Source organism: Meiothermus cerbereus DSM 11376, from assembly GCF_000620065.1.
GTDB lineage: Bacteria > Deinococcota > Deinococci > Deinococcales > Thermaceae > Meiothermus > Meiothermus cerbereus.
Map to the genome: position 1 here is coordinate 47,887 of NZ_KK211062.1, position 25,120 is coordinate 73,006.

The window sequence follows — 25,120 nt, forward strand, 5'->3', positions numbered from 1 at the left end:
GCCATGCGCTGGCCCTGGCTGGTCTCGGGACTGCTGTTGCTGGTGGCCATAGCCCAGCAGGAGCCCGAGCCCTCTTTCCAGACCACCGCCGAGATTGAGCGACGGGGTAAAAAGATTGTGGTGGTCAAAACCGGGCCGGACAACCCCCCGGCCATCATCGAGCTGCGCGACCTGTATGGCGGCATCATTACCGCGCTGGATAGCGAAAAGAAAACCCTCAGCCTGGGGGAGCAGCTTTTTGCGACCGATAAGCTGACCCGCTACTGGCACCAAGGTAAGCAGGTGCAGTTTGCCGACCTAAAGGTAGGACAACAGGTGCGCCTCGAGGCCGCCGAGCAAAACGACGGGAGCCTTAAGGCTTTCGAGGTTCGGATTGGGGAGAGCCGCGAAGGCCCCTCTTTGGTTCGCTCGCTTTTTGCCGACCCGCCGCCTTTTCGCGTGCAGATTACCTTTGGCGAGGATGCCCTGGCTTTTGGGGCCATCGCCCGCGTGGAGCAGATTCGTGGGGTAAACGATTATGTCTTCATGACCGGAGGCACCGCCCGCTACATCGAAGAAGAAGATCGCCTCGAGCTCGAGCTCAAGCCCGCGCCCAGGGCGGTGGAAGTACAGCAAGGCAAGAGCAAAGCCTGGGGCAGCCGCCTCGACTACGACAACGAAAGCGGCAATGCCTTGGTAGCCGGGCCAGTAGAGCTCGAGCGCGCGGGTGAAAAACCCCTTCAAGGCAGCGCCGAACGCATGGTTTATAACGTAGACGACGAGGCTCTTACCTTATTTGGCGCCATCCGACTGGTTCAGGATGGCCGCACCTCCACAGCCCAGGGTGCGCTTGTACGCGAAAAAGACCGCATCGCATTTCTGTACGGCAGCAAAGACAAGCCGGTGCGAAGCCAGAACAAAGATGGCTTCGTGGAGGGAACCAGGGTGCTGTACAACCTCGACACCGGCGATGTGGTGGTGCTCGAGGGGGTCAAGGGGGAGTTTCAAGACCCATAGGCTGGCGCTGTTCAGCCCTCTTTATAAGTGGGACTGTAGCATGCTCTCCGAAGACCGCTCTAGTCTTTAATCCCCGCCATCAGGAGCCCCAGCTTTTCCTCGGTGGCCTCACTGGCTTTCAGCTCGCCCATGATGCGGCCCTCGAACATCACCAGAATGCGGTCGGCGAGCGAACGCACCTCGTTAAGGTCGGCTGATACCAGCAAGACCGCCATGCCGGCATCCCGCGCTTTTACAATTTTTTCGTGAATGAACTCGATGGCCCCAATGTCCACCCCACGGGTGGGCTGGGCCGCTACCAGCACCCTTGGGTTGCGGCTCAACTCACGCCCCACAATGATTTTCTGGGCATTGCCACCCGAGTAACGACGGGCCACCAGTTCGGTGCTGCGGGGCCGCACGTCAAATTGCTCCACAATTTCACGAGCCGAAGCCTCGATATGGTCGGCATTTAGAAAGCCCAGGAAGCCCGCATTGGGGCTTTTGTAGTGGTCGCCCAGGATCAGGTTCTCGCGGGTGGTAAAGTCCAGTACCAGCCCGCGCGTATTGCGGTCTTCAGGGATGTGCGAAACACCCCACTCACGCACCGTCCGGGCACTGGGTTTGAGGCTTTGACCGTCGTACTCGATGAGACCTTGGTAAGGCCGCAAGCCAGTAATGGCCTCCACCAGCTCGGTTTGCCCGTTGCCCTCAACCCCCGCAATACCCACAATCTCACCCGCCCGCACCTCAAAGGATACGCTGTCCAGCCGGTGCTTTTTATCCTTCCCAGGAATTGAGAGGTTGGAAACTTTGAGCAGCGCCGGGCCTGGCTTGGCCTGGTCCTTATCCACCGAGAGAATTACCTCGCGCCCCACCATCATCCGGGCGAGCTCGGCCACGTTGGTCTCGGGGGTGTTGACCGTACCCACCACCTTGCCGTCACGGATCACCGTAACCCGATCCGAGAGCTTGATCACCTCGGCCAGCTTGTGGCTGATAAAAATGACCGCGTTGCCCTGATCCACAAACCGCCGCAAGAAGTCGAACAGCTCGTCGGCTTCCTGGGGCGTGAGGACGGCAGTTGGTTCGTCCAGAATTAGGATTTTGGCCTTGCGGTAGAGGGCCTTGAGGATTTCCACCCGCTGCTGCAAGCCTACCGGAAGCTCCTCTACCGGGGTATCGAGGGGCAGGTCGAACTCGAGGTCTTTCATCAGGGCCTCTACATCGCTGCGGGCCTGAGCCAGGTTGAGCTGGGCCCCCTGGGTGGGTTCTGAGCCCAAAATTACGTTCTCCAGCACAGTAAATGGGTCTACCAGCATGAAGTGCTGGTGCACCATCCCGATGCCCCGTGCAATGGCATCGCCCGGTTCGCTGATGTTTACTTTCTGGCCGCCAACCCATATCTCGCCCTGGTCTGGCTTAACCAGGCCGTAGACAATCTTCATTAGGGTGGACTTGCCCGCCCCGTTCTCCCCTACTACCGCCAGCACCTCGCCCCAGCGAACATCCAGAGAAATGCGATCATTGGCCAGCACCAGGGGATAGCGCTTGGTGATGCGCTTTAGCTCGAGGGCCACCGTACCCTTGACGTGCGTTTTGGAGGCGGAAAGCGAATCGCTCATGCCCACAATCATACAAGCAAGAAGGCCGCCCAACGCCAGGCGATACCATCTCCGAGCAAAAAAACGCCCAGGGCAAAAACCCTGAGCGCTCGAGGTAAAAATCTACTAACGCTTGCTGGGCACCTTAATGGCGCCAGAGATGATCTGGCTGCGCAAAACCGCCAGACGGTTGACCACAGCCTGAGGAATCAGGGCCTTGTTGTACTCATCAAGGGCATAGCCTACGCCATTGTTGTTCAGGCCAAACTCCTTGACGCCGCCTTTAAAGGTACCTTCCTTAACCGACTTAATCACGTCGTAGGTGGCCACGTCCACCCGCTTGAGCATGGAGGTGAGCACGTGGTTCAGGGTGTTGGGGTTGTTGTCGGTGTCGCCCAGGTAGTTCTGGTTGGCGTCAACCCCAATCATGAACATGGGGCGGGTGGTGGCAGCCGGGCAGGACTGGTTGTAAGCGGCGTAGCGCGGCACGTTGGCGCCGTTGTTGGAGATGAAACGCACGCCAGAGGGCAGCTCGTTTTGCTTCAAGCAGCGCTGCTGTTTCACATAGTCCAGCACACCCAGGCCCGAAGCCCCCGCAGCGGCGTAGATGATATCGGCGCCCTGCTTGGCCTGAGCGGTGGCAATTTCCTTGGCTTTGCCGGGGTCGTTCCAGGCCGCGGGGGTGTTGCCTACGTAGTTGATGAGCACGCGGGGGTTGGCGATGTTGCGCTCGCGCATACCGGCAATGGCCCCAGCCCGGTAGCCTTGCTCAAACTTGTGGATCAGCGGGATGTCCATGCCGCCCACAAAGCCCACCACACCGGTGTTGGTCATGCGGCCCGCGATGTAGCCGACCAAGTAGCTGCCCTCGTGTTCGCGGAAAACCAGGCCCACGGCGTTGTCGCACTTGCCTTCGCAAGGAACCGAGTCAATAACCGCAAACTTGACGTTTTTGAACTCCTGGGCGTTTTTGGTAATCGAGGGTTCGTTGGCAAAGCCTACCCCCACGATCAGATCGAAGCCCTCCTCCGCAAAGCGGCGGATGCCCTGACCTACCTGACCGGGGTCGCCGGGCTCAAAGTCGAAGACCTTGACCCCGAGTTCCTTAGCCGCCCGCTGGGCCCCTTCAAAGGTGGACTGGTTGAAGCTGCGGTCGTTTTTACCACCTGCATCGAAAGCCATGCCCACGCGAATTTCCTGAGCGAGGCTCAAGCCTAGCGCGGTCGCTACGGCAACACCGAGCATTACGAGTTTCTTCATGCGATTCGCCTCCATTTAGCTTGTGGGTATCACAAGCGCTGAACTGGCTGTTAGCCTCAGGCATTATAGAACACAACGCGGGAAGCTTGAAAGGGGCTTGACAAAAGGAAGTAGCCTCTATAACGCCCTCTTTGCATGTACGGCACTACACCTGCCGCCTTCTACAAAAGCTTGCGGTGACAACCTGCGAGCAAGCCATGTAGTCGGTTTCCTCATCTGCAAAAAACCCGCCCCAGCACAGCAAAGGTGCCCGCTTCAACCGTCTATGAAGTGTGCGGTAAGCTGATAGCATCACGGTATGTCTACACCCAAGCAACGAATCCTGGAATTGCGTGAACAGATTCGCTATCACAACTACCGCTATTACGTGCTGGACAAACCCGAGATCTCCGATGCCGAGTTCGACCGCCTGATGCGTGAGCTGAGGGAGCTCGAGCAGGCCCACCCCGAGCTCATCACCCCCGATTCGCCCACGCAAACGGTGGGTAGCGCCATCCTCGAGACCCCCTTCACCCCGGTACCCCACCCCACCCGCATGTACTCGCTGGGCAATGCCTTTTCGCCTGCCGACATCGCCGACTTCGAAGCCAGCATCAACCGCCTGCTGGGCCGCGAGGAGGTACGGGTGTACGTGCTCGAGTACAAAATTGATGGACTTTCGGTCAACCTCATCTACGAAGCGGGGGTGTTCCGCCAGGGTCTGACCCGGGGCGACGGCCAGGTAGGCGAGGACGTCACCCCCAACCTGCTGGCCATCCCCGACATCCCAAGGCGGCTGGCAGAACCCCTCGACCTCGAGGTACGGGGTGAGATTTACCTGCCCATCCAAACCTTCCTGGAGCTCAACGCACGGCTCGAGGAAGAAGGCGAACCCCCTTTCAAAAACCCCCGCAACGCCGCGGCAGGTAGTTTGCGGCAAAAAGACCCCCGAATAAGCGCCCGCCGTGGCTTACGCGGCCTGTTCTATGGGGTGGGCCAGCCCACCAGCCTGGGGGTAGCCACCCAGCAGGAACTTTTGAAGAAACTTAGTCAGCTCGGTTTTTCGGTAGAACCCCACTATCGGCTGGTTGAGGGGGTGGCCGGGGTCGAGCAGGGCTACCAGGCCATGCTGGCCGAACGCAGAAAACTGCCCTTTGAGGCCGATGGCGTAACCGTCAAGCTAAACGACCTGGCCCTCTGGGACGAGCTGGGGTATACCGCCAAGACCCCCCGCTTCGCCATCGCCTACAAATTCCCCGCCGAAGAAAAGACTACCCGCGTGCTGCGGGTGGTCTTTCAGGTGGGGCGCACCGGGCGGGTTACACCAGTGGCCGAGCTCGAGCCCGTTTTTCTGGATGGCTCGACCGTGAGCCGGGTTACCCTGCACAACGAAAGCTACGTACAGGAGCTGGGCTTACGGATAGGCGATACGGTGCTGGTACACAAGTCCGGCGGGGTTATCCCCGAGGTTTTGCGGGTGGTAACCGAAGCCCCCAGGGGCCATGAGCCGGTGGAGTGGCCCAGCCACTGCCCGGAGTGTGGGGTAGAACTCCTACTCTCGGGCAAGATTCACCTCTGCCCCAACCCTTTGTGCCCGGCCAAGGCCTTTGAGTCCATACGGCACTTTGCCAGCCGCAGGGCCATGGACATCCAGGGGCTGGGCGAGAAGCTCATCGAGCAGCTTTTAGAGGCCGGTCTGGTGCGGGATGCCGCCGACTTATATCGGCTCAAGAAAGAAGATATTGCCGCGCTCGAGCGCAAAGCTGAAAAAAGCGCCCAGAACCTCATCGAGCAGATAGAGGCCAGCAAAAGCAGGGGCCTCGAGCGGCTGCTGTTTGCCCTGGGGATTCCCCAGGTGGGCGAAAGCACCGCCCGCGCCCTGGCCAAGCGCTTTGGACACCTGGATAACATCCTCAAGGCCACAGTTGAGGAGCTCGATGCCGTACCGGACATTGCCAAGACCACCGCTCAGTCCATCCACCAGGCCCTGTCCCGCCCCCAGATGCGCCATTTTATTGAGCGCTTGCGGGCCGCTGGGGTGGTGTTCGAGGCCAGGGAGAAGCAGCAAAGCCATGCCCTCGAGGGCCTTACCTTCGTGCTGACGGGTGAGCTTTCCCTACCCAGGGAGGAAGTGGCCCGGCGGCTCGAGGCCCACGGAGCTAAAATTTCCGGCTCTGTAAGCAAAAAAACCAGCTATGTGGTGGCTGGGCCGGGTGCGGGCTCCAAGCTGGCCAGGGCCAGGGAGCTGGGAATCCCCATTCTGGACGAGGCCGGGCTAGCCGAGTTGCTCGAACAAAAGCTGGGGCCGGGGGTGCTCCAGGCTGCACCAGGGCAACTATAAAGTGGTCTTCAGAATGGCCCGGCCCCAAGCAGCAGAACAGTCCTCCAAGACCGGATGATATGAACCCCGCCTGAATTGTTCCGTTAGGGAGAGGTTAGGGCACCATCTTTTTTCAGGCTGTTTCTACCCGCGCTTCAGGCGGGGGCCCCAGAAAAAGACCAAATCAAAGACATTTCTTATGACCTTGCCAGGAGGGTTTTGCTGTTTATCGCGCCGTCCAGCCCAGATCAATCACCTGGGCCGAGCCGGTAATCGCCCCGGCCCTGTCGGAGGCCAAGAATAGTGCGTACTCCGCGACTTCCTCCGGTTCGATCAAGCGCTTGATGGCCGCCGGGGCCAGCATCACCTTTTCGATCACCTCGGCTTCGGGGATGCCCAGGGTGCGGGCCTGGTCGGCAATTTGCGACTCCACCAGGGGGGTGCGTACGTAGGCCGGGCAGATGGCGTTGCAGGTGATGCCATATTCACCGACCTCGAGCGCCACGGTCTTGGTCAGGCCCAGCAGGCCATGCTTGGCCGAGATATAGGCCGATTTGTAGGGGCTCGCCACCAATCCGTGCAGCGAAGCGACGTTGATGATGCGGCCCCAGCGCCTTTGCTTCATGTCGGGCAGGGTGTACTTGATAAGCTGGAATGGGGCTGTAAGCAGCACCTGCAGCATCATGTTCCAGGTGTCTTCGGGGTATTCGTCCACCGGGTTGATGCGCTGTAGACCAGCGTTGTTGACCAGGATGTCTACCGGGCCAAGCTCGAGCGCCCTTTGAGCCAGCGCCCTAACCGAGCGCTGGTCGGAAAGGTCGGCCTGAATAAAAACCCCACCCAGGGCCTGAGCGAGCTCAGCGGCATTGGGCGCGAGGTCGTTGAGGATGAGGCGGGCCCCTTCACGGGCGAACACTTCGGCAATGGCTTTTCCAATGCCGCTACCGGCGCCGGTGATGAGGGCAGTTTTGTCTTTCAGTTGCATACCCTATATTACGTGCATCTAAGCCATATTTAGAGCGCCAAATAGGCCTTCTGTACGTCTTCGTTCTGGGCCAGGGTTGCCGCACTGCCCTGCAGAACCACCTTCCCGTGTTCCACCACATAGCCCCGGTCGGCCACCTCGAGCGATAACGCCACGTTCTGTTCCACCAGCAGCACCCCCACCCCTTCGGCTTTAACCCGAGCCAGGGTAGCCAGCACTTCCTCGGCCAGCTTTGGCGAAAGACCAAGGCTTGGCTCGTCCACCATCAGAATTCTGGGCCGGCCCATCATGGCCCGCCCAATGGCCAGCATCTGCTGCTCACCCCCCGAAAGGGTTCCGGCCAGCTGGCCGCGCCGCTCGGCCAGGCGAGGAAAAAGGGCGTAGGTGCGCTCCAGTCCTTCCTGCCGGTGCGACCAGGCCAGAAAAGCCGCCCCCAGCAGCAGGTTCTCCTCCACGCTCATCAGGGGGAAGAGCTGGCGCCCTTCCGGCACATGTCCCAGTCCCCGTCGGGCCCGCTGGGCTGCCGAAAGGCCCAGAAGGCTGGCCCCGCCAAGCTGCACCTCGCCCCCCCAGGGTCGAATCAGCCCAGAGATAGTGCGCAGCGCGGTGGTCTTGCCAGCCCCGTTGGCGCCCAGCAGGGCCACCAGCTCGCCCTGGGCTACCTCGAGCGTAAGCCCAAACAGCACCTGGGCCTTGGCGTACCCGGCCATAAGGTTCGTCACGCTGAGCCTCACGAAGCCCTCCCTAAATAGGCCTCGCGCACCCTGGGGTTAGCGGCCACCTCGTCGTAGCGGCCCTGGGCAATTACCTGGCCGTAGTCCATCACCACCACCCGGTCGGCCAGGGCCCGCACCACCGGCATCAGGTGCTCGATGAAGAGTACCGTCACACCGCTCTCCCTAATGCGTCGCACCAGCTCCACCGCCTCCAGGGCCTCTGAAGGGCGTAGGCCGGCCATCACCTCGTCTAAAAGTAAGAGCCTGGGCCTTGTGCATAGGGCGCGGGCGAGCTCGAGGCGCTTGTCTTCCAGAAGCGTGAGTTCCCCAGCAAGGGTCTGGGCCTTGGGCGCCAGGCCCGTGCGTTCGATGATCTCTTCTACCACACCCTCGGCCACTTTAAGTGAGGTGTTTGGCTTGCCGTAGAGGGCCCCCACCAAAAGGTTTTCCCATACGGTCATCTCGGGAAACGGCTGCACAATCTGAAAGGCCCGCCCCAGCCCTTTCCAGGTTCGCACCTCGGGCGGGGCCTGGGTAATCTCCTCGCCCAGGAACTCAATGCGGCCTTGATCGGGGCGTAGAAGGCCCGAAAGCAGGTTTAAGAGGGTGCTTTTGCCTGCCCCATTGGGGCCGATGACCGCCAGGATTTCTCCAGGCTGAACCTGCAGGTCTACCCCGCTGGCTGCGACCACCCCACCAAAGCGTTTGGAAAGGCCCTCGACCCTAAGCATGCCCCACCCCCTTGCGGCGGAAGAGGCTGACCAGACCCCTGGGCAAAAACAATATGGTCAGCACAAGTATCACCCCGTACACCACCAGATAACCCTCGCCAATTCGCAGGCGTAGCCAGGTCTCGAGGCTTACTATGATGAGCCCACCCAACAAGGGCCCGGTGGTGGTGTAAAGCCCACCAAAGATGGGAATCACCAAGGCCTCCACCGCCCGCCCCAGGCCAAAAGCGTCGTAGGGGGAGAGAAAAAGGGTCTTCATGGCATACACCCCACCCGCCAGACCGGCCAGAAAAGCCGATATGGCGAAAGCCAGGAGCTTGACCCGTACCACCGGCACCCCCAGCACCCGCGCTACCGCCTCGCCTTGCCGGGTTGCCGTCATGGCGTAGTGCAGGCGGCTTCTACCGAGGAACAGGCTAATCCCGCTGGCTAGGGCCAGCACGGCCACCGCCAGGTAGTAGCTGCCCAGGGGAAAAGCGCCCCCAAAAGCAGGCTGCACCGGCAGGCCGATGGCCCCTCCAGTAAAGGCCGATTTGAGCACCAGGGTGCGCATGACCTCGCTGAAAGCCAGGGTGGCAATTGCGAAGTACATCCCGTGCAGCCGCAGGGTGGCCAGGCCCAGCAGCAGACTGAACAAAGCGGCTACCACACCCCCCAGGAGCAATGCCGGGAGGGTGCCCACGGCAGGGGCCGCCAGTGCGGCGGCATAGGCGCCTAGACCAAAAAAGGCCCCGTGGGCCAGCGAGAGCTGCCCGGTGCGGGCCAGCAGATCCCAGGCCAGTGCCAGGGCGCTAATCAGAAAGGCAAACTGGGCGCTGTCCAGCAAAAAAGCCCGCCACTCGCCCAGGGGCAACCCCGGAAGCACCAGCGCCAGGAGCAAAAGCAACCCAACCAGCATCATGCCGCCCTCCAGCTACGCCAGGTGAGGGCCACAAAGATGACCAGAAAGAAGACCGCTTCCACCCAGCCGCCCCCACCCGGCACGTAGGTGCTTACCAGGGCTTCGGCCAGGGCCAGGATAATTGCCGCCGGCACTACCCCCCGTAGGTTGCCCAAACCTGCCATCACGATAATGGCAAAGGCTTTAAGGGTGTAGGCAAAGCCCACCGTGGGAGAGGCGTAGAGCATTACCGAAAGCATCACACCGGCCACCCCGGCCAGAGCTGCCGATAGGCCAAAGGCCAGCAGGTATACCTGCTGGGTCTCGATGCCCAAAAGCCCCGGCGCCAGCCGGTTTTGCGCTACTGCCCGCACCGCCAGGCCCATCCGGGTGCGGTCGAGAAAGCCGTACAGAGCAGCCAAAATGCCCACCGAAAGCCCAAAGGTCAGCAACGGCGGTACTCCAAACGAGAGTCCCCCCAGGCTAAGGGTAGCCCCCTGGTAGCTGGTAGAGACCACCCGGGTATCGGCGCCAAAAAGCAGCAGGGCGATGTTTTGCAAAGCTACCGAGAGGCCGAAGGTGAGGAGCATCTGGTTTAGTTCGGGCGCAGCCAGGATGGGCCGGATCAGGCCCAGGTAGCTAATGGCCCCCACCAGAAAAAGCACCAGGGCCGCCAGTCCCAACGAGAGAAAAGGATCGAGGCCAGCTCCCACAAAGAGCAGGTAAGCAATAAAGGCCCCAATCATGGTGAACTCGCCGTGGGCAAAGTTGACGATGCCCACCACGCCCACCGCCAGGGCCAGCCCACTGGCCACCAGCGCGTAGATGCCGGCGGCCAGGATGCCGTTGATGAGGGTTTGCAAAAGTAGTTCCATAGTTTGGGCTGTGGGTGCGGAGTGGAGGGCAGCGCGCCAGGAGCCTCACGGCTGCTCTGCGCGCCTGGCCCTCTGCCCTCTGTTAGTAGTTGCCGGGGAAGCGCAACGGACGTGCGGCACGATTGGCCGGGAAGACCGGACGGCGTGAGCCTTCCAGGTACTGGAACTGTAGCCAGATGCTCTGGTTGAAACCCTGGAAGCGGGTACGCCCGGTGTCGGAGGGCTTGAACGATAGGGGGCCGAATGGGGTATCCATCTGCACCTTGGCCAGTTCGGCGGCGATGCGGTCTTTATCGGCGGAGCCAGCGGCCTCCACTGCCCTGCCCAGGCTAAGCGCAATTACGTAGCCCATGGGGGCCATGTACTCGTCGGTAACATCGCCGAACTTGCGGCGGTAGAGGTTTACAAAGCGGCGGCTTTCGTTATTGGACACCGAGGGCAGCCAGGCGGTCATGCCGGCAATGTCGTTGGAGAGAGCGTTCTTCTCGAAGCCAACCGGCCAGGCGGGGGGCGCACCGTAGATGAGCTTGGGCTCGAGCCCCACCTGCCGGGCCTGGGCCGCGATGGGCAGGGCGTCCACGTCGTAGCCGATCCAGTACAGAATGTCGGGCCGGAAGCCTTTAAGGCGGGTCAGGATGGAGGTAAAGCTGCCCGAACCCGACTTGAAGGGTTCAGCCTGCACGGTGTAGCCCTGCCGCTCGAGCTGCTGACGGTAGGTCTGGATGCCCGCTGAACCAAAAGGCCCGTCTTCGTAGAGGATGGCCACCCGCCGGGCTCCGAGGTCGTAGAGGTGCTTGAAGAACTCGAGCGCTGCCGCTACGTTGTGGTAGTCCCAGGGGTGGTAGTGGAAGAAGCGGCCATAATCACTAAAAGCCTGCTCCACCACGCTGCTGGCTGCCCCGATGCAGAGGAATAGCGGCTGGTATTGCTTTACCGGCCCCGAAAGGGCAAACGTTACCCCAGAGGCCAGCCCACCAATCACAATGTCTACCCGGTCGACTGTCATCAGCTTGGTGAGGGCCGGAACCGCAGCCGCAGGGGCGTTGCCATCGTCTACCACCACCAGCTCGATCTTTACCTTTCCGCCAGCATTGACCTGGTCAACCCCAAGCTGCACCCCATTCAGTGCGGCTTTGCCCGCTACGGTCGAGGTGGGCAGCAGCACGCCTACCCGCACGGTGGTCTGGGCCATGGCCAGCCCAGCCAAACCCAAGACAGCCAAAAGAACCAACCAGACTCTTTTCATACTTGCCTCCTATATGGCTTCACAGAACTTCCTCGTACAGCACCGTGGCCTCACCCTCGATGACCCGCTCGCCTTTTTGGTTGGTGCAGACGGTCTCGAGACTCAGGATGGGTTTATCCGGGCGGATGGCCCGCACGGTCACGGTGGCGGTGATGGTATCGCCCAGGTAGGTGGGCTTCAGAAAGCGCAGGCTCTGGCCCAGGTAAATGGCGCCCGGCCCCGGCAGCCTGGTGCCGATGGCGGTGGATATAAGACCAGCCACCAGGACACCCTGGGCAATACGGGCCCCAAAACGGCTTTTCCTGGCATATTCGGCATCCACGTGTAGGGGGTTGGTGTCGCCCACCGCTCCAATGAACAAGGCCAGATGTGCCTCTGCCAGGGTCTGGGTGTAGGAAGCTGTATCTCCCACCTTGAATTTCATTGTTTGACCTCCAAAAACTTGGCTATTTGCTGGGCCAGCCCAGGTGCATTTTCCAGGGGAGCCACATGCCCCACCTGGGGGAGTACCCGGTGTGTAGCGCCGGGGATGGCCATAGCAATTTCCTGGCCGTAAAAAGGCGGGAAGAGCAGGTCGTCCTCGCCAGAGAGAACCAGGGTGGGGGCTTCTATACGGCCCAGTCGAGGGCGCAGGTCTTCCATCGCCAAAAAACCATCCAGCAGGTGTCGCTGCGCTTCTGGGGTGGGGGCCGCCTGTTCCATCTGCGAAAGCCAGGCCTCGCTCGCTACCTCCGGGTGGGCCTGTAGGAAGGCCCGACCCCAAATCCAGGGCAAAGCCACCAGCATGCGCCCACGGGTACCGCCCCACTCCAGGCCCCGCCGCCAGCTTTCAACCTTGGCCCGCAAAAGGGGGTCGAGGCGGGGGGTAGTACACAGCAGCACCAGCTTTTCCAGGCCGGTGGGCCTACGGGCGGCGTGTACCTGCGCCACCACCCCACCATTGGAGAGGCCCAGCAGGTAGTAGCGCTTTATCCCCAGCGCTGCCAGGAGGGCTGCCAGGTCGTCGGCGTGGAGCTCTGGGGGATAAGGCCCCGCGGGCACGGCGCTTTGACCCTGGCCCCGCATGTCGTAGCGCAGCAGCCGGAAGCCCTCGAGGTAAGGCAACAGGGGCTCCCAGGCTTCGGTGCGCTGGAAGATGCCGTTAAGCAGCACCAGCCACGGTGCCGCTGGGGGGCCCTCCGTGCGGTAGAAGAGTGTGGTGCCGTTCAGCGCCAGCTCAGGCATGGGACTCCTCGGTAAACCTGCGGTATAGCTCGCTCTTCAAAATCTTGCCGGGGCCGCTTTTGGGAAGCTCGGAGATGAAAAGAAAGTGTTTGGGCACTTTATAGCCCGCCAGCCGGGCCCTGAGAAAATCCTTTAGTTCCTCCTCGCTGATGGGCGTTTTTAGCACCACCGCGGCCAGACCCACCTCGCCCCAGCGGGCATCGGGTACGCCCAGTACGGCGCACTCGAGCACCGCCGGGTGGTCGTAAAGAACGCGCTCAATCTCGATGGGGTAGACGTTTTCGCCACCCGAGATGAACATCTCCTTGGCCCGCCCCACGATGTAGTAACGTCCCGCGGCATCTCGCTGGGCCAGGTCGCCGGTACGCAGCCAGGTGCGGCCCTGGTGGACAACCAGGGCTTTAGCGGTCTCGGCGGGACGCTCGAAGTAGCCCGACATCACCACCGGCCCGGAAAGCCAGAGCTCACCCTCGAGCGCCTCCAGGCCGTCATCCCCCACCAGCCGGGCCCAGAGGTGGGGCATTGGTCGGCCCACCGACTCGGGGTAGGCATCGGCTTCCTCGAGGTCTTGCGTGAAGCAGTTTACCCCACACTCGGTAAGACCATAGCCTTGCTTGAAACGCACCCCTTTGGCCCGGAAGGCTGCCCGCACAGGGTGGGGGCAGGGGGCGCCGCCAGAGATGGCCCAGCGCACCGTTTGCAGGTCGGCCTGGGCGAAGTGGGGGTGCTGGGCCAACATCTGGTACATGGTGGGCACCAGGAACAAAAGACTCACCCGGTGCGTGCTGACCCAGGCCAGGTACTCCGCAGGGTCGAACTTCTCCTGCAGCAGTACCTGGGCCCCCAGGTAAAGCAGTGGGGTGGCCAGGGCGTTCAGGGCGGCATGGAACATGGGCGTGGCCACGATGTAGCGATCTTCGGGCGAAAGCCCCCAGCTCATGCAGGTCTGGATGGCGTTGACCAGAAGCTGGCGGTAGGGAATCAGGGCCCCTTTGGGTAGCCCGGTGGTGCCGCCGGTGAACAGCAGCAGGGCGGGGTCTTCCAGGCTGGGGGCATAATCGGGCAGGCTGCCCTCGGGTAGGGTTTGCAGGGCTTCCAGGGGGTAAGCCTGCGGGTGCAGCCGCTGTGCGATTGCGGCGAATTCATCGGTGTAGAAGAGCACCCTGGGCCGGGTGTACTCGAGCAACCCCTTCAGCTCAGCCTCGCTCAGGCGGTGGTTCAATAGGGTGGGTATAAAGCCCAGCAGCGGTGCAGCAAAGTAGAGCTCGAGGTAGCCCAGGTGATTGGGCCCCAGCACCGCCACGCGTTCCCCCCTGGTTACCCCAAGCCCGGCCAGCGAGGCCGCAGCCCGCTGGGCCCGCCGGTACAGCGCAGCGTAATGCAGCCAGCTCCCACGCCAGTACACCGCTGGGCGCTCGGGGTGGTAGGCGGCCAGGCGCGAGAGCCAGTTGGCGTTCAGTTCCATCTGGCCCCCCCTTCAAAGCGCAGCACCGCCGCCCCCCAGTGGTAGCCCACCCCAGCAGTAGCTAGGGCTACCAGGCTCCCCGGGAGCAGCCTGCCTGCCTCGCTGGCCAGCTTCAGGGAAAGAATGGGGTCGAGCTGGCCCAGGTGTCCATAATCGGACAGGTAAATGGAATGCTCTTCCGATAGCCCCAACCCGGCCAGCACGGCCTGGTGGGCCGAGGGCTTCATGTGTAAAAGGGCCAGGTAGTCGAGGTCGGCAGCCGTATAACCAGCCTGCCCAAGTGCGCCCTGGATGACCTCCAGAAAACCGGGCAGCGAGACCTGCTCGAGCCGCTCTTTCATCACTTCAGGCTCAGCCACCCGCAACCTGTACTGGCCTACATTGGCCGGAGTTAGGGGCTCGACCGTGCCCCCCACCGGCACCCGCACACTGGTTGCTAGGGTGGGGTCGGTTTTGAGCCGGCTGGCCAACAGCTTGAGCCCGGATCCCTGCCGGGCCACCACCACAGCCCCACCGCCCGCCGCCAGGTCGTACATGAAGCGCACCGCGGGGTCGGCGTAGTCAATCAGGTCGCCGTTGCGGTAACCACCTGCAATCAGGATGTGGGCCAGGTCGGGGCGGCTGGCCAGAAGCCCCTCGGCTACTGTCAGCGCGGTGATAAAGCTGGCGCATTTCTGGTTCAAGTCAAAACACCAGGCCCGGCTGGCCCCCACCATCTGGGCAATGAGGGGTGCGCTGGTCCAGACCGGATAATCTTTGTGCTCGTCAGTGATGCTAATCACCACGTCCAGTTGTGCGCCCTCCAGATCCGCCTGTTGTAGCGCGGCCTGGGCAGCCCAGCCCCCCATCCGGGCCGGGTGGTCGCCTGGGCCAGGGATGGGTTTTTGGTGGATGCCGAGCTTCTCCCGCACCACCCATTCCGGCAGCCCGCTGGCCGCAGCAATCTCGCTGCTGTGCATGCGTGGTGTAGGTAGATAGACCCCAAGGCCCCGAAGGTACGCCATCTCGAACCTCAAAACCAGATTGAGGTGAGTTTATGCGGGGCCTGTTACAACCTTGTTACACACAACCCGGCCCTGGAGGGTGGGTCGAGGGTGTTGTTTGGCGCTCTCTCCTGCAGTGCAAACAGCGAGCAAGGTGCCGGTGGCTCGATTTGATACCAGATTCGGTTAGTTCGTCACCGAACGGTGACGAACTAACCCGACCAAAGGGATACGCTTTCTTCGCCGAGCGCAGCGAGGGGTGTGCTCTAGGATTCAAAAAGATAGCCTCTTAGCACTTTTTGTTTGAAGATTATCTTTTTGAATCCGGTATTAGATCTACTGGGGGGCTGTAGAGGTAAAAATCTGATGCGGAGATACTTAGTATTACGCTGGCCTGGTTCCAAACAATTCTCAAGGTAGAAAGTTTTTTATCAGCGCTTGTAGACCCGCCGCTCGGCCTCGATGGCCTGCAAGACCTCCTGGATTTCTTTGGTCAGGGCGCGAATCTCGTCCAGGTCGGTAACGCTTTTGAGCTGGGTTTTGAGTTTTTCCAGCCGCATCTCGAAATAGACCTCCCGTACCCGGGCCAGCGCCACATTCAGGTGGACCTCGAGGTTCTGGCGCTCAAAGCTGGGGCTCTTCATCAGTACGTCGATCAGACGGGCGCCTTCCCCCCGTTGCTCAAAATGCTTCAGGATTCGGTTCTTGCCCTGTTCAGAACGGGCCGCCTGCATAAATTCGGCCAGAAGGCTTCCTTCGGGCGGCCAGGTGTGGTCTTCGACGTACTGGGTCCACTGCAAAAACTCCTCCTCGGGCACCGAATACAAAAGTGCGATAACATCCAGCTCGCGCAAGAGACGTTTTTCCGTGAGGTCTGGGCGGCCCAGGCCAATGCCCTGGGTTCGGTCGGGTCGGGCGGCGGAACCAGCCCGCCCTGAGGAAGTGCGGGCCCGGGCCAGGTAGTCTTCCAGCGCGCGGGGGCTGATTTCCAGCGCACCAATTACCTTGGCTTTTAGTTTCTCGACCACCTGGTCGAAGGGTTCACTCGAGATCAGGCGGGGCTTGAGGGCCTCGAGCACTTTCTGTTTGTGCTCGGGGCGCTTCAAATCCAACCCCGCCGAAGCCTGCTCGAAGCGGTACTCCACCTCGGACAGCGCCGCCTCCAGCGCGGCTTCAAAGCGGTCTTTACCATCGGCAACCAGCAACAGATCCCCCGGGTCTTTACCCCCCTCGAGCAGCACCGCGTACACTACAAAGCTTCGAGCGATCTCCAGGTTCAGGCTTTGCAAGGTAGCTTTACGCCCGGCCTCATCGGCATCGAAAGCCAGGTAAAGCTCGGTGGCATCGGCCCGCTTCAGCAGGTGGGCCTGCTCGTTGGAGAGCGAGGAACCCAGTACCGCCACGGTTTCGGCAAAACCCAGCTGGTGCAGGGCGATCACATCGAACAGCCCTTCTACCACTACCGCCCGCCCGCGCTCACGGATGGCCGCACGGGCCTCTGGATAGCCATAAAGTAGCTGGCTCTTCTTGAACAGGGCGGTTTCGGGAGAGTTGAGGTATTTAGGGTTGTCGTCTTTTTCCAGGGCTCGAGCCGTAAAAGCCACGATGCGGCCCAGCGGATCCAGAATGGGAAAGGTTACCCGGTTGCGGAAGCGGTCAAAATAACGCCCCTCGCGCTCCATGAGCACCCCAGCCTCCAGGCCTTCCTCCGGGCTTATGCCGTGGTCCTGCAGGTACTTGATCAGGCCATCCCGGCTTTTGGGCGCATAGCCCAGACCAAACCGTTCGATAGATGCAGGGGTCAGACCGCGTTCCTGCAGGTACTGCAGTGCCTCACCAGCCAGGTGGGAGCGGAAGTAAGCCTGGGCCAGCTCGAGGATTTGCAAAGCCTCCTTACGCCCGGAGGAACGCCCTTTGTACTGTGGCAGCTCAACCCCGGTCTCCTGAGCAAGGCGCTCGAGGGCCTCACGAAACTCAATGCCCTCAATCTTTTGCAAAAAAGCAAAAATGTCACCCCCACTTTTGCAGCCAAAGCAGTAACACAGCCCTTTGGCCTCGTTGACCTGAAACGAGGGGGTTTTTTCCTGATGAAAGGGGCAGAGGCCCTTCCAGGTACCCTTGCCGCTTGGCTTGAGCGCCACATACCTGCCCACCAGCTCCCGAATAGGCATCCGGGAGCGGATAAGTTCGATGGCTTGGGCACTTTGGGCATCCATAGGAGGTAGGCTTGTCAGGGCATTTGCCCAGCAAATTTAGAACTACATTCTAGCTCGCCCTTGCAAGAGGTAGGCCATAGTTAAAGATTTGGAATCCGGTCATATAGAGCACTCTTCACAAATATTGAGCTGCTCCCAGGCACATGACAAAAGCCCCATACAAGCGTACAGTTCGGTTTTCCTGGCTTCTGGGGCAAAGAGAAGCTGGCGTAGATAATCAAGCCCATGGCGAAAGGTGGAGTAGAGCTTACGCGCATGGGTTTTGATGGGGATAGGCTTGGTTCGTGAGAGCCATTCCCCCACCTGATGCGCCCAGACCAGGGCAATGCTCATCAAAGCAATCAGCGACTCCATCCGTTCAGCCCGGGTCAGGTGGGTGGATTCGAAGTCGAAGCCCTGGGTTTTGAAGGCTTTGAAGAGGGTTTGGATCTCCCAGCGCCGGGCGTATCGAGCAGGGGCCTGCTGGGGATCGGCCTCGCGGACGCGGATCAAGGCCAGCACAAATGCGGCCAGAAAGTCCAGTCGGGCTCGATGCCACTGCAGGTGGGGTCGAAAAACTTCGCTGAGTTCGATGATTCATGGGACTACCTCTTGGCGGGGCAGTCCCTATTTTTATCAGCTCCTACGTGCTTCTGGTAAGTTTTGTCGTGTACCTAGCGTCTGGGCATCGCTGCACTAAAGAACCCGCAGATTGCTGGGGGTGAGTTCCGCACCAGCTCCAGCCAGTACTTCGTCGGTCTGTATGGACCAACCCAACCCGTTCACTCGAGCCGCTCTGGACGTAGTGCCAGATGCATATCAAACTTCTGGCAAAACCAGCGCGCCAAAGCACCCAGAATTCCGTACCCACGAAAACTATAGGCCCTCAAGCGGGGTTTTTCACCCTGGATCACCCCGTGCAGCAGGGTTTTCCAGAGCTGGGCCAGCGGGGTTCTGGGCTCAAGCTCCAAAAGGCCGCTGGGGTCATGCCCCGAAGCCAGCAAAAGCTGGGCCTGTAGCAGGCGGGCGTAGCCGTGCTGCACCACGAAACCGGAGGCTGCCGTTTGCTGCACCAGGTAATGCGCGATGGCCAGGGCCTTCTTGGGGTTGTGGGTTTGCTGGGTAAAGCTAAGGGCCAACAGTGCGTAAAAGTAAAGGGTTGGATTATGTCCCCGCTGCGCCAGCAACACCGCGTTTCGTATGTGGGCTGTCCCACTGCGTGCCTGATACCATTTGTTGATTCCCATTGCCAGCTCACAGGCCGCCCGTACCTCTAACTGCGACTGCCCCTGAAGCCCTTTGAGCAGCCGCTGAAGCATCTGGCTGTTGTGCTGCCCTGGGGCCAGGGCATAGGCCAGGGTCAGCAGGGCCAGGAGTTGTGGCGAAGGCGCATGCACAACAGCCGACTCGCCAAAGTAAAGCGCATCCTCAAGCTGACCCGACTCAATCAAGTAGCGCAAGCGAACTCGGCTCACCCGCTCCACAACCCATTGGGGCGCACCCTCGAGCAACAACAGGCCCTCTTCCAACAAGGCCCTTGCCTCCTCCATCTGGCCAGAGTCGAGCTGCAAGGCCGCCAGATGACCGCCGTACAGGCAACTAAACCAGGTGGGCAAGACTTCGCCCGGCAGCTCACCCAGGGCATTTATAGCCTCGCGCAGCTTGAACTGTCGCCATAGCGCTTCAGAAAGAAGCAGCCGGGCCTCAAAGTTTTCGGCAGGGCTATGGGCATACTCCCTGAGGTACGCTTCACACAGCTCCTGGGCTGGTTTAAGCTGTCCCAGACGCAGCAAGCCCCGTGCACGAACCAGCCGGGCAGCACCCTCGAGGTAAGCCGGGAGCCCTTGCAGCAGTCTGTCCGCCTCCTCCATCGGGAGGGTGCGGGCCAGCGCCAGGGCCAGGCGGGGTTCAATAATTTCAGCGGGCCGGGGAAGCTCCATCTGGGGAGCAATCCCCTGCCGGGACGGGCCGCCAGTGCGGCTGTCCACCAGGTCTACCTGCCCCAGTGCTAGGCTGGCCTCGAGTCGAATAGCCCAGGCCCGCTGGTGCAAAGCCTGCGGCAGTTCCCGGGCTTCCATGGGCAGGCTGGCCAGCTCGAGGGCTTCTGCATAGCGGCCCAGGGCCAGGTAGGCCTCGGCAGCCTCGAGCGCAGCCTGCCAGCGCACAGTGCCCTCGGCCAGGCGCAGGGCCTCGAGGTAGCCCAGAATGGCCCCTGAGTAGCGTTCCTCCGTCCAGGCCTGTTGTGCAACCACCCGCCACATGCGGTAGGCCGTAGTTATATCGCCGGCCGCCTCGAGGTGGGTGGCAGCCTCGGCCAGACGCCCCTGGTGCTGATACCAACGGGCCGCCTGCTGGTGCCAGTTCTGCACCTGCTGTCCGCCAACCTGGCCCAGAATCGCCTCGCGCAGCCAGGGTATCGCAAAGCGCAACTGCCCCCGGTCGTCGGCCTCGAGGTAGCCCTCCCCCACCAGCCGGGTCAGGTCGGCCTCCTCCCCTACCAGGTGCCTGACCAGCTCGGGCGGGACGGTCGAACCCAAAACCGCCGCGGCCTGCAGGGCCACTCGAGCCAGCCGGGGCAGGCTGTCCACCCTGGGCTGGTACAGCGGGATAGGCTCAGGCTCACCGTTTGGGGTCAGGCTCAGGGCCTGTACCGCCAACGGATACCCGCCGCTGGCCTCGGCTAGGTGAAGACTGGCGGCCGGGCCCAGTTCGGGGCGGGCCCGCAAAATCAGACGCTGGGTATCCTCGAGCGAAAGGGGCTTAAGTAAAAGAGGTTCCAGGTCGTCGGCTGCCTCCCAGCGGTTTTGCCGCGCAACCAAAAGCAGCATAACCCCCGGCGGGGCGGGGCGGCGGGTGAACTCCAGCACCGTCGGGTCGGCATTGTGCATATCTTCCAGCACCACCACCAGCGGGCCGTTCTGAGCAATTTGGGCCAACATCGTCCACCAAGTCTCTATCAACAGGCGATCGAGTTCGTCGGAGGGCAGGCCGGGATGCTCTGCAACGCCAATGCTGTAATCCAGAATGGTACGCAGATGCTCCGGCAGCTTCAGCTGCCGGAGTTGCAAAAGCCCATCTGGCAACAACTTTTGCAATGCCTGTCGCAGGGCATAACGCAAGGCCACCCCAGCCGTCAGGTGCGGAGCAATCACACCGCGCACCCCCTCGGGCAGGGTTTCGATCAGGTGTCGGGCCAGGTGCGACTTGCCCACCCCCATAGGCCCATACAGCACCACCCTGCGGCCTGCCCCAGCGCGAACCGCCTCCAGCGCGCGGCGCAACACCTGGGCCTCCTGCTCCCGGCCCAGCACCTCCGGGGGGTCATGGCGCAAGCCCAAAAACCGGAATGGCACCAGGGGTTCGGCGTAACCTTTGAGAGGTTGGGGAGCAAGGGCCTCGGTGATTGCGTTTGGAACGAGGCGCATGGTAGTTACATCACACCACACCTCACCTGGTGGGGCCGCCTGGGACAGGCGCTGCGAGAGGTTGATGGCTGGCCCCAGCACGGTCTGATCGCCGGCCAATCCCCCACCCAGCGGGGTCCGCAAGACCAGACCGCTGGCCACCCCCGCTCTGCCTGGCAGGGTACTCGAGGCCACCATGGCCTGGGCAGCCTCGAGTGCTGCCCGCGCATCCGACTCCTGGCTGCGCGGAACGCCAAACACAGCCAGAAAACCATCGCCAAAAAACTTATCTATGTGGCCACCATAAAGCCGAACATGGTTGGCAGCCGTCTGCAAGGCCGTGTTGGCTGCCTCCCAGGTATCCTCCAGCGGGTGTGCCAGCGCATACTCGGTAAACCTCGAGAGGTCGAAAAATACCGCGCTCACCCAGCGACGTTCCTGAACAAAAGTCCCCCCCGGCAGCAACGCATTTCCGCAGCGAACACAGGTCTCCTCACCAGCAGCATTGGTGTAACCGCAACGGGGGCAAATCATAGGGCTAAACCACTGCTACAAATGTCTGGATGCACTTAGCGATCTAAAAAGTATATGACGCCAGGCAACTTGCCTTCCCAGTACAGGCTGCTCAGCATGCCCAAGTATAGCCCCTGCCACAAGGATTTCCAAGCCAAACAACAAAAAAGGTGGCCGCGGCGCTGAGCATAGCGGGCTTGCCCGGGGCCTCAACAAAGCCCTTTAGCTAACGCGAGTAGGCATCCGGTCGAAAGGCCATCAGTGGAGGGGCCAAATAGGCCCGAACCGGTGTCCCCGGGCCCGGAGGGCTTGGGGCAGCCAGAATCATTTGCAGATTTTTTTCATCGTTAGGGCTCTCCACCTGTAGTACAAAATACTGGGCATCGAGCACGTCGCCTACCCGTCCCCTCACCAGGTAGCGGCCACCGCCCAGGTGCTCGATGGTTGGGGCCTCTGTGGCTTCCTCCCACCGCTCAACCTGCCCATGAAAAATCAGGGGGGTTTCTTCACCCGAGAAGGGTGTCAGGGCTCGGTCAAAAACAAACAGGGGGCCCCAGGGGGTGAGCACCTCGAGCATGGGGCTTCCCATTGGTTCGGGGCTTACAGGCCAGCTTTGGGCATAACTCGAAAAGCGTTCCCAGAAGGATTCAGGGCTGTCCTCGAGGGCCACACGTCGGGTCGTCACGTTCATCACCCTCCATGATAATGCCCAAATTCGCCCCAGATCGCAGACGCCAGCACGACAGCAGTTCTGCCCTGTTTTTGCCAAACCGCTGTCGTGCAGCGTTCAAACACCCTAGAGCGCTCTTCATAGTCCTTGAACCCCTCACCAACTTTATTGTTGCATCCCACGCAGCACAGTGACCATCCCGGATAGGAGACCACATCTGCGAAGAGCACAACAAAAGTCCTCGGTTGGTTTTGCAGGCCTGGGTCTCCACTTGAAGCACCGGTAGGCAGAGCCAGCACCTCCAGGGGATGACCAATATGAACCCCACTTGAAGCTTTGTGTTTAGGGCAGGTCAAAACCAACCGGATGCAGGGCCAGCGCTTGGCGTAGCTTCAGGTGGGGGCCCCAGCAAAAAGCACAAATCAAAGATATTTAGCTAAACAGAGCACTTCCGGCGGGGATCAGCCTAGAACCCCAGGCCCAGACGCAAGGCAAAGCGACCCGCGGGGTTGCGCTGACTGAAACCGTAGTCCAGGCGAATGGGCGGCAGGACTGCTCCCAGCAGGTCGAGGTTGACCTGCATACCAAAGCCAACCCCCAGGAAGAAGGCGTCCAGGTCTCCTGAGGCGGGCCAGAGACGGCCAAAATCGGCAAACAAAAACCCGTAGAGGTTGGTTCCACCGGTTGGGCTCAGGCCAAAGTCATAGCCGTACTCGATGGAACCATTCAAAACGGTGGTTCCCTTATCGAGGAAGCGGGGGTCGTAGCCGCGCAAAGTGGTAATGTCGGTGCTGTTACCCCCCAGGCTAAACTTTTGGCTGTCCTGGGCTGTGCCCAGGATGGTACCAAAGGAGAGGCGCAGGCCCAGCGCCTGACGAGCGGCCTGGTCTAGCTGGAAGTAGGTTCTGCCCGTTACCACCACCGGCACATACTGCGTGGCATTGCTGCCTTTAGGGAAGGTGATACCGTAGCCAGTGTTGAGGTTGAGCGAGAAGCCCTGGGTGGGGAAGTTGGGGTTATTAAGTGTGGTGTAGGTCGTCCCCAGCGTGAGGGTCAGGGCCTGGAACTCCCGCACGTTCTGCTCAAATTTGTTCTGGGCATCCTGTAGCAAGGCATCGCTACATGCGGTATCCTCGGCCACCGGCGGGTTGGCTTTGTTGCTCGAGTCGGGTACTTTGACCAGGCATCGAGGCCGGTTGGGATCGTTAACTTCCAACACTGGAATGTTCCACTCCCAGCCCAGCCCTGCCGAAATCCGAAGGTTTGGCAGGTCGCTGCTCAGGGGGCGCGAAATGGAAAAGTTAATGCCCGTCTTGCGCTCGGTGTACTGCCACAGCGAAGTCCTGTCCTTATCATCAATAACCCCATCTCCGTTCAGGTCGGGGGTGTTGCCGTTGTAAAGCTGCTCGAGGGGAAAATTAATGTTGGCCTGGGGTTGGCTGTAGACGCTTATCCCAAAGGAGGTGCGCACCTGCTTAAAGTCGGCGAAGTCGATGTAAACCCAGGGAATCCGGTACGAGGCGTTGAAACTTATGAGCTGGCCGGCATCGTTGGGGTTGATACCCAGGGTTACGCTGTACTGATGGGCCAGTCCCCACAGGTTGGTGTCGCTGATGCTAATGTTGCCCTCCCAGCCGGTCAGGCTACTCCACGAGATCCCGGGAATGAAGCTGCCGGTCTGAGCTTCGCGGAAGCTCAGCACGAGTATCACGTCTTCGGGCTTGTCACCCTGCTCTGGGCGTATTCCCGGCGGCTCGCGCAACAAGCCGGTACGCAGGATATTGGTAATGCCCTGCCGCAACGCGCTTACCGAGAACAGGCTACCCACCGGCGGCATCTCGCGCAAATACACACTGGGGTCGGTGCGGGTCAGTGCAGGTTCAATGCGGTATCCGGCAATTCGAAGCTCACGGAGCCGCTGCACATAGACCCCCTCGCGGAAGGTAATCTCGGGCTGTGCTACCAGGTCATAGCCAGCATCGCGGTACTCACGCAAAATTCGGGCAAAATCCTCGTTGGCTAGGGCGGGGTTGTATTCGTCGCCCGGTTTGAGCCGTAGTTTTTCCAGCAGCTTGTCACTTGCAATCGCAGTGTTGCCTTCTATGCGCACCTCGCGAATTGCACCAAAGCGCTGCTCACCCGCTTGAAAAACCAGGCGTACCCCTTCCTGGCTCACCCGTTCGGGCCTGAACTCAACCACCCGGCTGATGCTGCGCGACAAGGCGTTAACCCCGTCCAGAATCTGGTCAAGGTTAAAGGGATCGCCCACCTTGAGCCCCAGGGCGCTGATGTCCACCCCTCGAGCGCTAATCTCGACAATTTTCAGCTCGCTAAAGGCCACCTTCAGCACCCCATCCACCAGGCTGGTACGGGTAAGGTCTACCCCACTGCCCCTGAAGCCGGCCGAAGCGTAGACATCTGCAGTGCGGCCCACCGCATCGCGGAAGCGCTCGAAGGAAAAACGCCCATTCTCGATTACCGGCTGGAAAAGGGGCTCGAGGCGTTCCTTGGGAACATAGGTCGCTCCCCCCACCTCCACCGACTTGAGCTCAGGGCTCTCCTCGATATTGAAGAAAAGCTCTACCCCACCCGCTACCTCCTTGGTCTCGGGTATCACCCTGGGTTCAAAAGGAAACCCCTCGTTGCGGTAAATGCGCGCCAGGGCCAAAGCGGCCTCGGTGGCCTTCTTGGGGTTGAAGACCGAGCCCACCCCAATGGCCTGTTCGGTTTCCAGGTAGCGCAGCACGTTGGCCTCGGGGAAAGCCCTGGCCGAGGTCGCAACTTTGCTGATGGTGGGGTTGGTAGTTACCTCTACCACCAGCTTGCTGCCGTCCAGGCGGACTCTGGCATCACGAAAGTAGCCGGTATTCAGCACCGCTGCTCTAGCCTGCTCGAGGTCGCCAGGTTCGTCGCCCACCCCAAAAGGTAGCGAAATGCGCACCAAAGCCGCCAACACGGCGTCGGCGCCCTGCACCTCCACTTCCTGAATGGGTGCTGCCAAAGCTGCACCCAGCAACACCACCAAGGTCAACAATCGCTTCATGCTGCCAACGATATGCGTAGCGCGTGAAGTGTGCGTGAGAGGGCTTCTGTGG

At 61.1% G+C, this 25,120-nt stretch carries 18 protein-coding genes and 2 pseudogenes; 2 read left to right on the plus strand and 18 right to left on the minus strand.

Annotation, left to right across the window (positions count from 1 at the left end):
* The first annotated feature begins 3 nt into the window (after nt 1–3).
* Nucleotides 4–996 carry a DUF5666 domain-containing protein gene (locus tag Q355_RS0114170; protein ID WP_027878381.1) on the plus strand — a complete coding sequence of 331 codons (993 nt, stop codon included), beginning with the start codon at nt 4–6 and terminating at the stop codon, nt 994–996.
* A 59-nt stretch (nt 997–1,055) separates the two neighbouring features.
* Here the strand turns inward: Q355_RS0114170 and Q355_RS0114175 are convergent, their stop codons facing one another.
* Together Q355_RS0114175 and Q355_RS0114180 are read right to left on the minus strand one after the other, a co-directional pair.
* Nucleotides 1,056–2,600, minus strand: a complete 1,545-nt coding sequence (locus Q355_RS0114175) for an ABC transporter ATP-binding protein (protein ID WP_036259691.1) — start codon at nt 2,598–2,600, stop codon at nt 1,056–1,058.
* A gap of 105 nt (nt 2,601–2,705) precedes the next feature.
* Nucleotides 2,706–3,839 carry a BMP family lipoprotein gene (locus tag Q355_RS0114180; RefSeq protein ID WP_027878383.1) on the minus strand — a complete coding sequence of 378 codons (1,134 nt, stop codon included), beginning with the start codon at nt 3,837–3,839 and terminating at the stop codon, nt 2,706–2,708.
* 298 nt (nt 3,840–4,137) lie between these two features.
* On the opposite strand from Q355_RS0114180, the gene ligA reads away from it, so the two are divergent.
* Nucleotides 4,138–6,159 (plus strand): NAD-dependent DNA ligase LigA, encoded by a 2,022-nt coding sequence (ligA, locus tag Q355_RS16075; RefSeq protein ID WP_036259694.1) that lies wholly within the window; start codon nt 4,138–4,140, stop codon nt 6,157–6,159.
* A gap of 205 nt (nt 6,160–6,364) precedes the next feature.
* On the opposite strand, the gene Q355_RS0114195 is transcribed toward ligA, so the two are convergent.
* From Q355_RS0114195 to Q355_RS0114265, 16 genes and pseudogenes are all read right to left on the minus strand, one after another.
* Nucleotides 6,365–7,123, minus strand: coding sequence for a 3-hydroxybutyrate dehydrogenase (locus Q355_RS0114195; protein ID WP_027878384.1), 759 nt, complete (start codon nt 7,121–7,123; stop codon nt 6,365–6,367).
* A gap of 29 nt (nt 7,124–7,152) precedes the next feature.
* Nucleotides 7,153–7,857, minus strand: coding sequence for an ABC transporter ATP-binding protein (locus Q355_RS0114200; protein WP_027878385.1), 705 nt, complete (start codon nt 7,855–7,857; stop codon nt 7,153–7,155).
* Nucleotides 7,854–8,081: an ABC transporter ATP-binding protein C-terminal domain-containing protein gene (locus Q355_RS17360; RefSeq protein WP_425411867.1), complete on the minus strand. Its 228-nt coding sequence runs from the start codon at nt 8,079–8,081 to the stop codon at nt 7,854–7,856. Before Q355_RS17360 ends, Q355_RS0114200 begins: the two co-directional genes overlap by 4 nt.
* A gap of 9 nt (nt 8,082–8,090) precedes the next feature.
* A pseudogene (locus Q355_RS17365) lies at nt 8,091–8,507 on the minus strand (ATP-binding cassette domain-containing protein); the annotation flags it as partial.
* A gap of 55 nt (nt 8,508–8,562) precedes the next feature.
* Nucleotides 8,563–9,471, minus strand: a complete 909-nt coding sequence (locus tag Q355_RS0114210) for a branched-chain amino acid ABC transporter permease (RefSeq protein WP_027878387.1) — start codon at nt 9,469–9,471, stop codon at nt 8,563–8,565.
* The gene (locus Q355_RS0114215) at nt 9,468–10,325 is read right to left on the minus strand and encodes a branched-chain amino acid ABC transporter permease (RefSeq protein WP_027878388.1); all 858 of its coding nucleotides are present in this window, start codon (nt 10,323–10,325) and stop codon (nt 9,468–9,470) included. Before Q355_RS0114215 ends, Q355_RS0114210 begins: the two co-directional genes overlap by 4 nt.
* 82 nt (nt 10,326–10,407) lie before the next feature.
* Nucleotides 10,408–11,571 carry an ABC transporter substrate-binding protein gene (locus tag Q355_RS0114220; RefSeq protein ID WP_027878389.1) on the minus strand — a complete coding sequence of 388 codons (1,164 nt, stop codon included), beginning with the start codon at nt 11,569–11,571 and terminating at the stop codon, nt 10,408–10,410.
* Nucleotides 11,572–11,590: 19 nt separating this feature from the next.
* On the minus strand, nt 11,591–11,995 hold the full coding sequence (locus tag Q355_RS0114225) for a MaoC family dehydratase (RefSeq protein WP_027878390.1): 405 nt from the start codon (nt 11,993–11,995) through the stop codon (nt 11,591–11,593).
* Complete coding sequence (locus Q355_RS0114230) at nt 11,992–12,795, minus strand: alpha/beta fold hydrolase (RefSeq protein ID WP_027878391.1); 804 nt, start codon at nt 12,793–12,795, stop codon at nt 11,992–11,994. Before Q355_RS0114230 ends, Q355_RS0114225 begins: the two co-directional genes overlap by 4 nt.
* Nucleotides 12,788–14,260: a class I adenylate-forming enzyme family protein gene (locus Q355_RS0114235; RefSeq protein WP_027878392.1), complete on the minus strand. Its 1,473-nt coding sequence runs from the start codon at nt 14,258–14,260 to the stop codon at nt 12,788–12,790. The genes Q355_RS0114230 and Q355_RS0114235 overlap by 8 nt, the downstream gene beginning before the upstream one ends.
* A complete protein-coding gene (locus Q355_RS0114240) occupies nt 14,251–15,264 on the minus strand; it encodes a 3-oxoacyl-ACP synthase (RefSeq protein ID WP_027878393.1) in 1,014 nt (337 codons plus the stop codon). Before Q355_RS0114240 ends, Q355_RS0114235 begins: the two co-directional genes overlap by 10 nt.
* Before the next feature lie 410 nt (nt 15,265–15,674).
* Nucleotides 15,675–17,459 (minus strand): DNA primase, encoded by a 1,785-nt coding sequence (gene dnaG / locus Q355_RS0114245; RefSeq protein WP_027878394.1) that lies wholly within the window; start codon nt 17,457–17,459, stop codon nt 15,675–15,677.
* A 99-nt stretch (nt 17,460–17,558) separates the two neighbouring features.
* Nucleotides 17,559–17,951, minus strand: a pseudogene (locus tag Q355_RS0114250) (IS4 family transposase); the annotation flags it as partial.
* 269 nt (nt 17,952–18,220) lie between these two features.
* The gene (locus Q355_RS16080; RefSeq protein ID WP_245597599.1) at nt 18,221–21,268 is read right to left on the minus strand and encodes an AAA family ATPase; all 3,048 of its coding nucleotides are present in this window, start codon (nt 21,266–21,268) and stop codon (nt 18,221–18,223) included.
* A gap of 313 nt (nt 21,269–21,581) precedes the next feature.
* Entirely contained in the window at nt 21,582–22,046 is a 465-nt protein-coding gene (locus Q355_RS0114260) for a hypothetical protein (RefSeq protein WP_027878396.1), read from the minus strand.
* Nucleotides 22,047–22,491: 445 nt separating this feature from the next.
* Complete coding sequence (locus tag Q355_RS0114265) at nt 22,492–25,068, minus strand: BamA/OMP85 family outer membrane protein (RefSeq protein WP_027878397.1); 2,577 nt, start codon at nt 25,066–25,068, stop codon at nt 22,492–22,494.
* Between the last annotated feature and the right edge of the window lie 52 nt (nt 25,069–25,120).

What these genes read in the sequence shown, in the direction of transcription:
- Q355_RS0114195 (WP_027878384.1), bottom strand. Translation starts at nt 7,123, where the DNA reads ATGCAACTGAAAGACAAAACTGCCCTCATCACCGGCGCCGGTAGCGGC.
- Q355_RS0114225 (WP_027878390.1), bottom strand. Translation starts at nt 11,995, where the DNA reads ATGAAATTCAAGGTGGGAGATACAGCTTCCTACACCCAGACCCTGGCA.
- Q355_RS0114260 (WP_027878396.1), bottom strand. Translation starts at nt 22,046, where the DNA reads ATGAACGTGACGACCCGACGTGTGGCCCTCGAGGACAGCCCTGAATCC.
- Q355_RS0114175 (WP_036259691.1), bottom strand. Translation starts at nt 2,600, where the DNA reads ATGAGCGATTCGCTTTCCGCCTCCAAAACGCACGTCAAGGGTACGGTG.
- ligA (WP_036259694.1), top strand. Translation starts at nt 4,138, where the DNA reads ATGTCTACACCCAAGCAACGAATCCTGGAATTGCGTGAACAGATTCGC.
- Q355_RS17360 (WP_425411867.1), bottom strand. Translation starts at nt 8,081, where the DNA reads ATGGCCGGCCTACGCCCTTCAGAGGCCCTGGAGGCGGTGGAGCTGGTG.
- Q355_RS0114220 (WP_027878389.1), bottom strand. Translation starts at nt 11,571, where the DNA reads ATGAAAAGAGTCTGGTTGGTTCTTTTGGCTGTCTTGGGTTTGGCTGGG.
- Q355_RS0114210 (WP_027878387.1), bottom strand. Translation starts at nt 9,471, where the DNA reads ATGATGCTGGTTGGGTTGCTTTTGCTCCTGGCGCTGGTGCTTCCGGGG.
- Q355_RS0114215 (WP_027878388.1), bottom strand. Translation starts at nt 10,325, where the DNA reads ATGGAACTACTTTTGCAAACCCTCATCAACGGCATCCTGGCCGCCGGC.
- Q355_RS0114170 (WP_027878381.1), top strand. Translation starts at nt 4, where the DNA reads ATGCGCTGGCCCTGGCTGGTCTCGGGACTGCTGTTGCTGGTGGCCATA.
- Q355_RS0114235 (WP_027878392.1), bottom strand. Translation starts at nt 14,260, where the DNA reads ATGGAACTGAACGCCAACTGGCTCTCGCGCCTGGCCGCCTACCACCCC.
- Q355_RS0114230 (WP_027878391.1), bottom strand. Translation starts at nt 12,795, where the DNA reads ATGCCTGAGCTGGCGCTGAACGGCACCACACTCTTCTACCGCACGGAG.
- dnaG (WP_027878394.1), bottom strand. Translation starts at nt 17,459, where the DNA reads ATGGATGCCCAAAGTGCCCAAGCCATCGAACTTATCCGCTCCCGGATG.
- Q355_RS0114265 (WP_027878397.1), bottom strand. Translation starts at nt 25,068, where the DNA reads ATGAAGCGATTGTTGACCTTGGTGGTGTTGCTGGGTGCAGCTTTGGCA.
- Q355_RS0114180 (WP_027878383.1), bottom strand. Translation starts at nt 3,839, where the DNA reads ATGAAGAAACTCGTAATGCTCGGTGTTGCCGTAGCGACCGCGCTAGGC.
- Q355_RS0114240 (WP_027878393.1), bottom strand. Translation starts at nt 15,264, where the DNA reads ATGGCGTACCTTCGGGGCCTTGGGGTCTATCTACCTACACCACGCATG.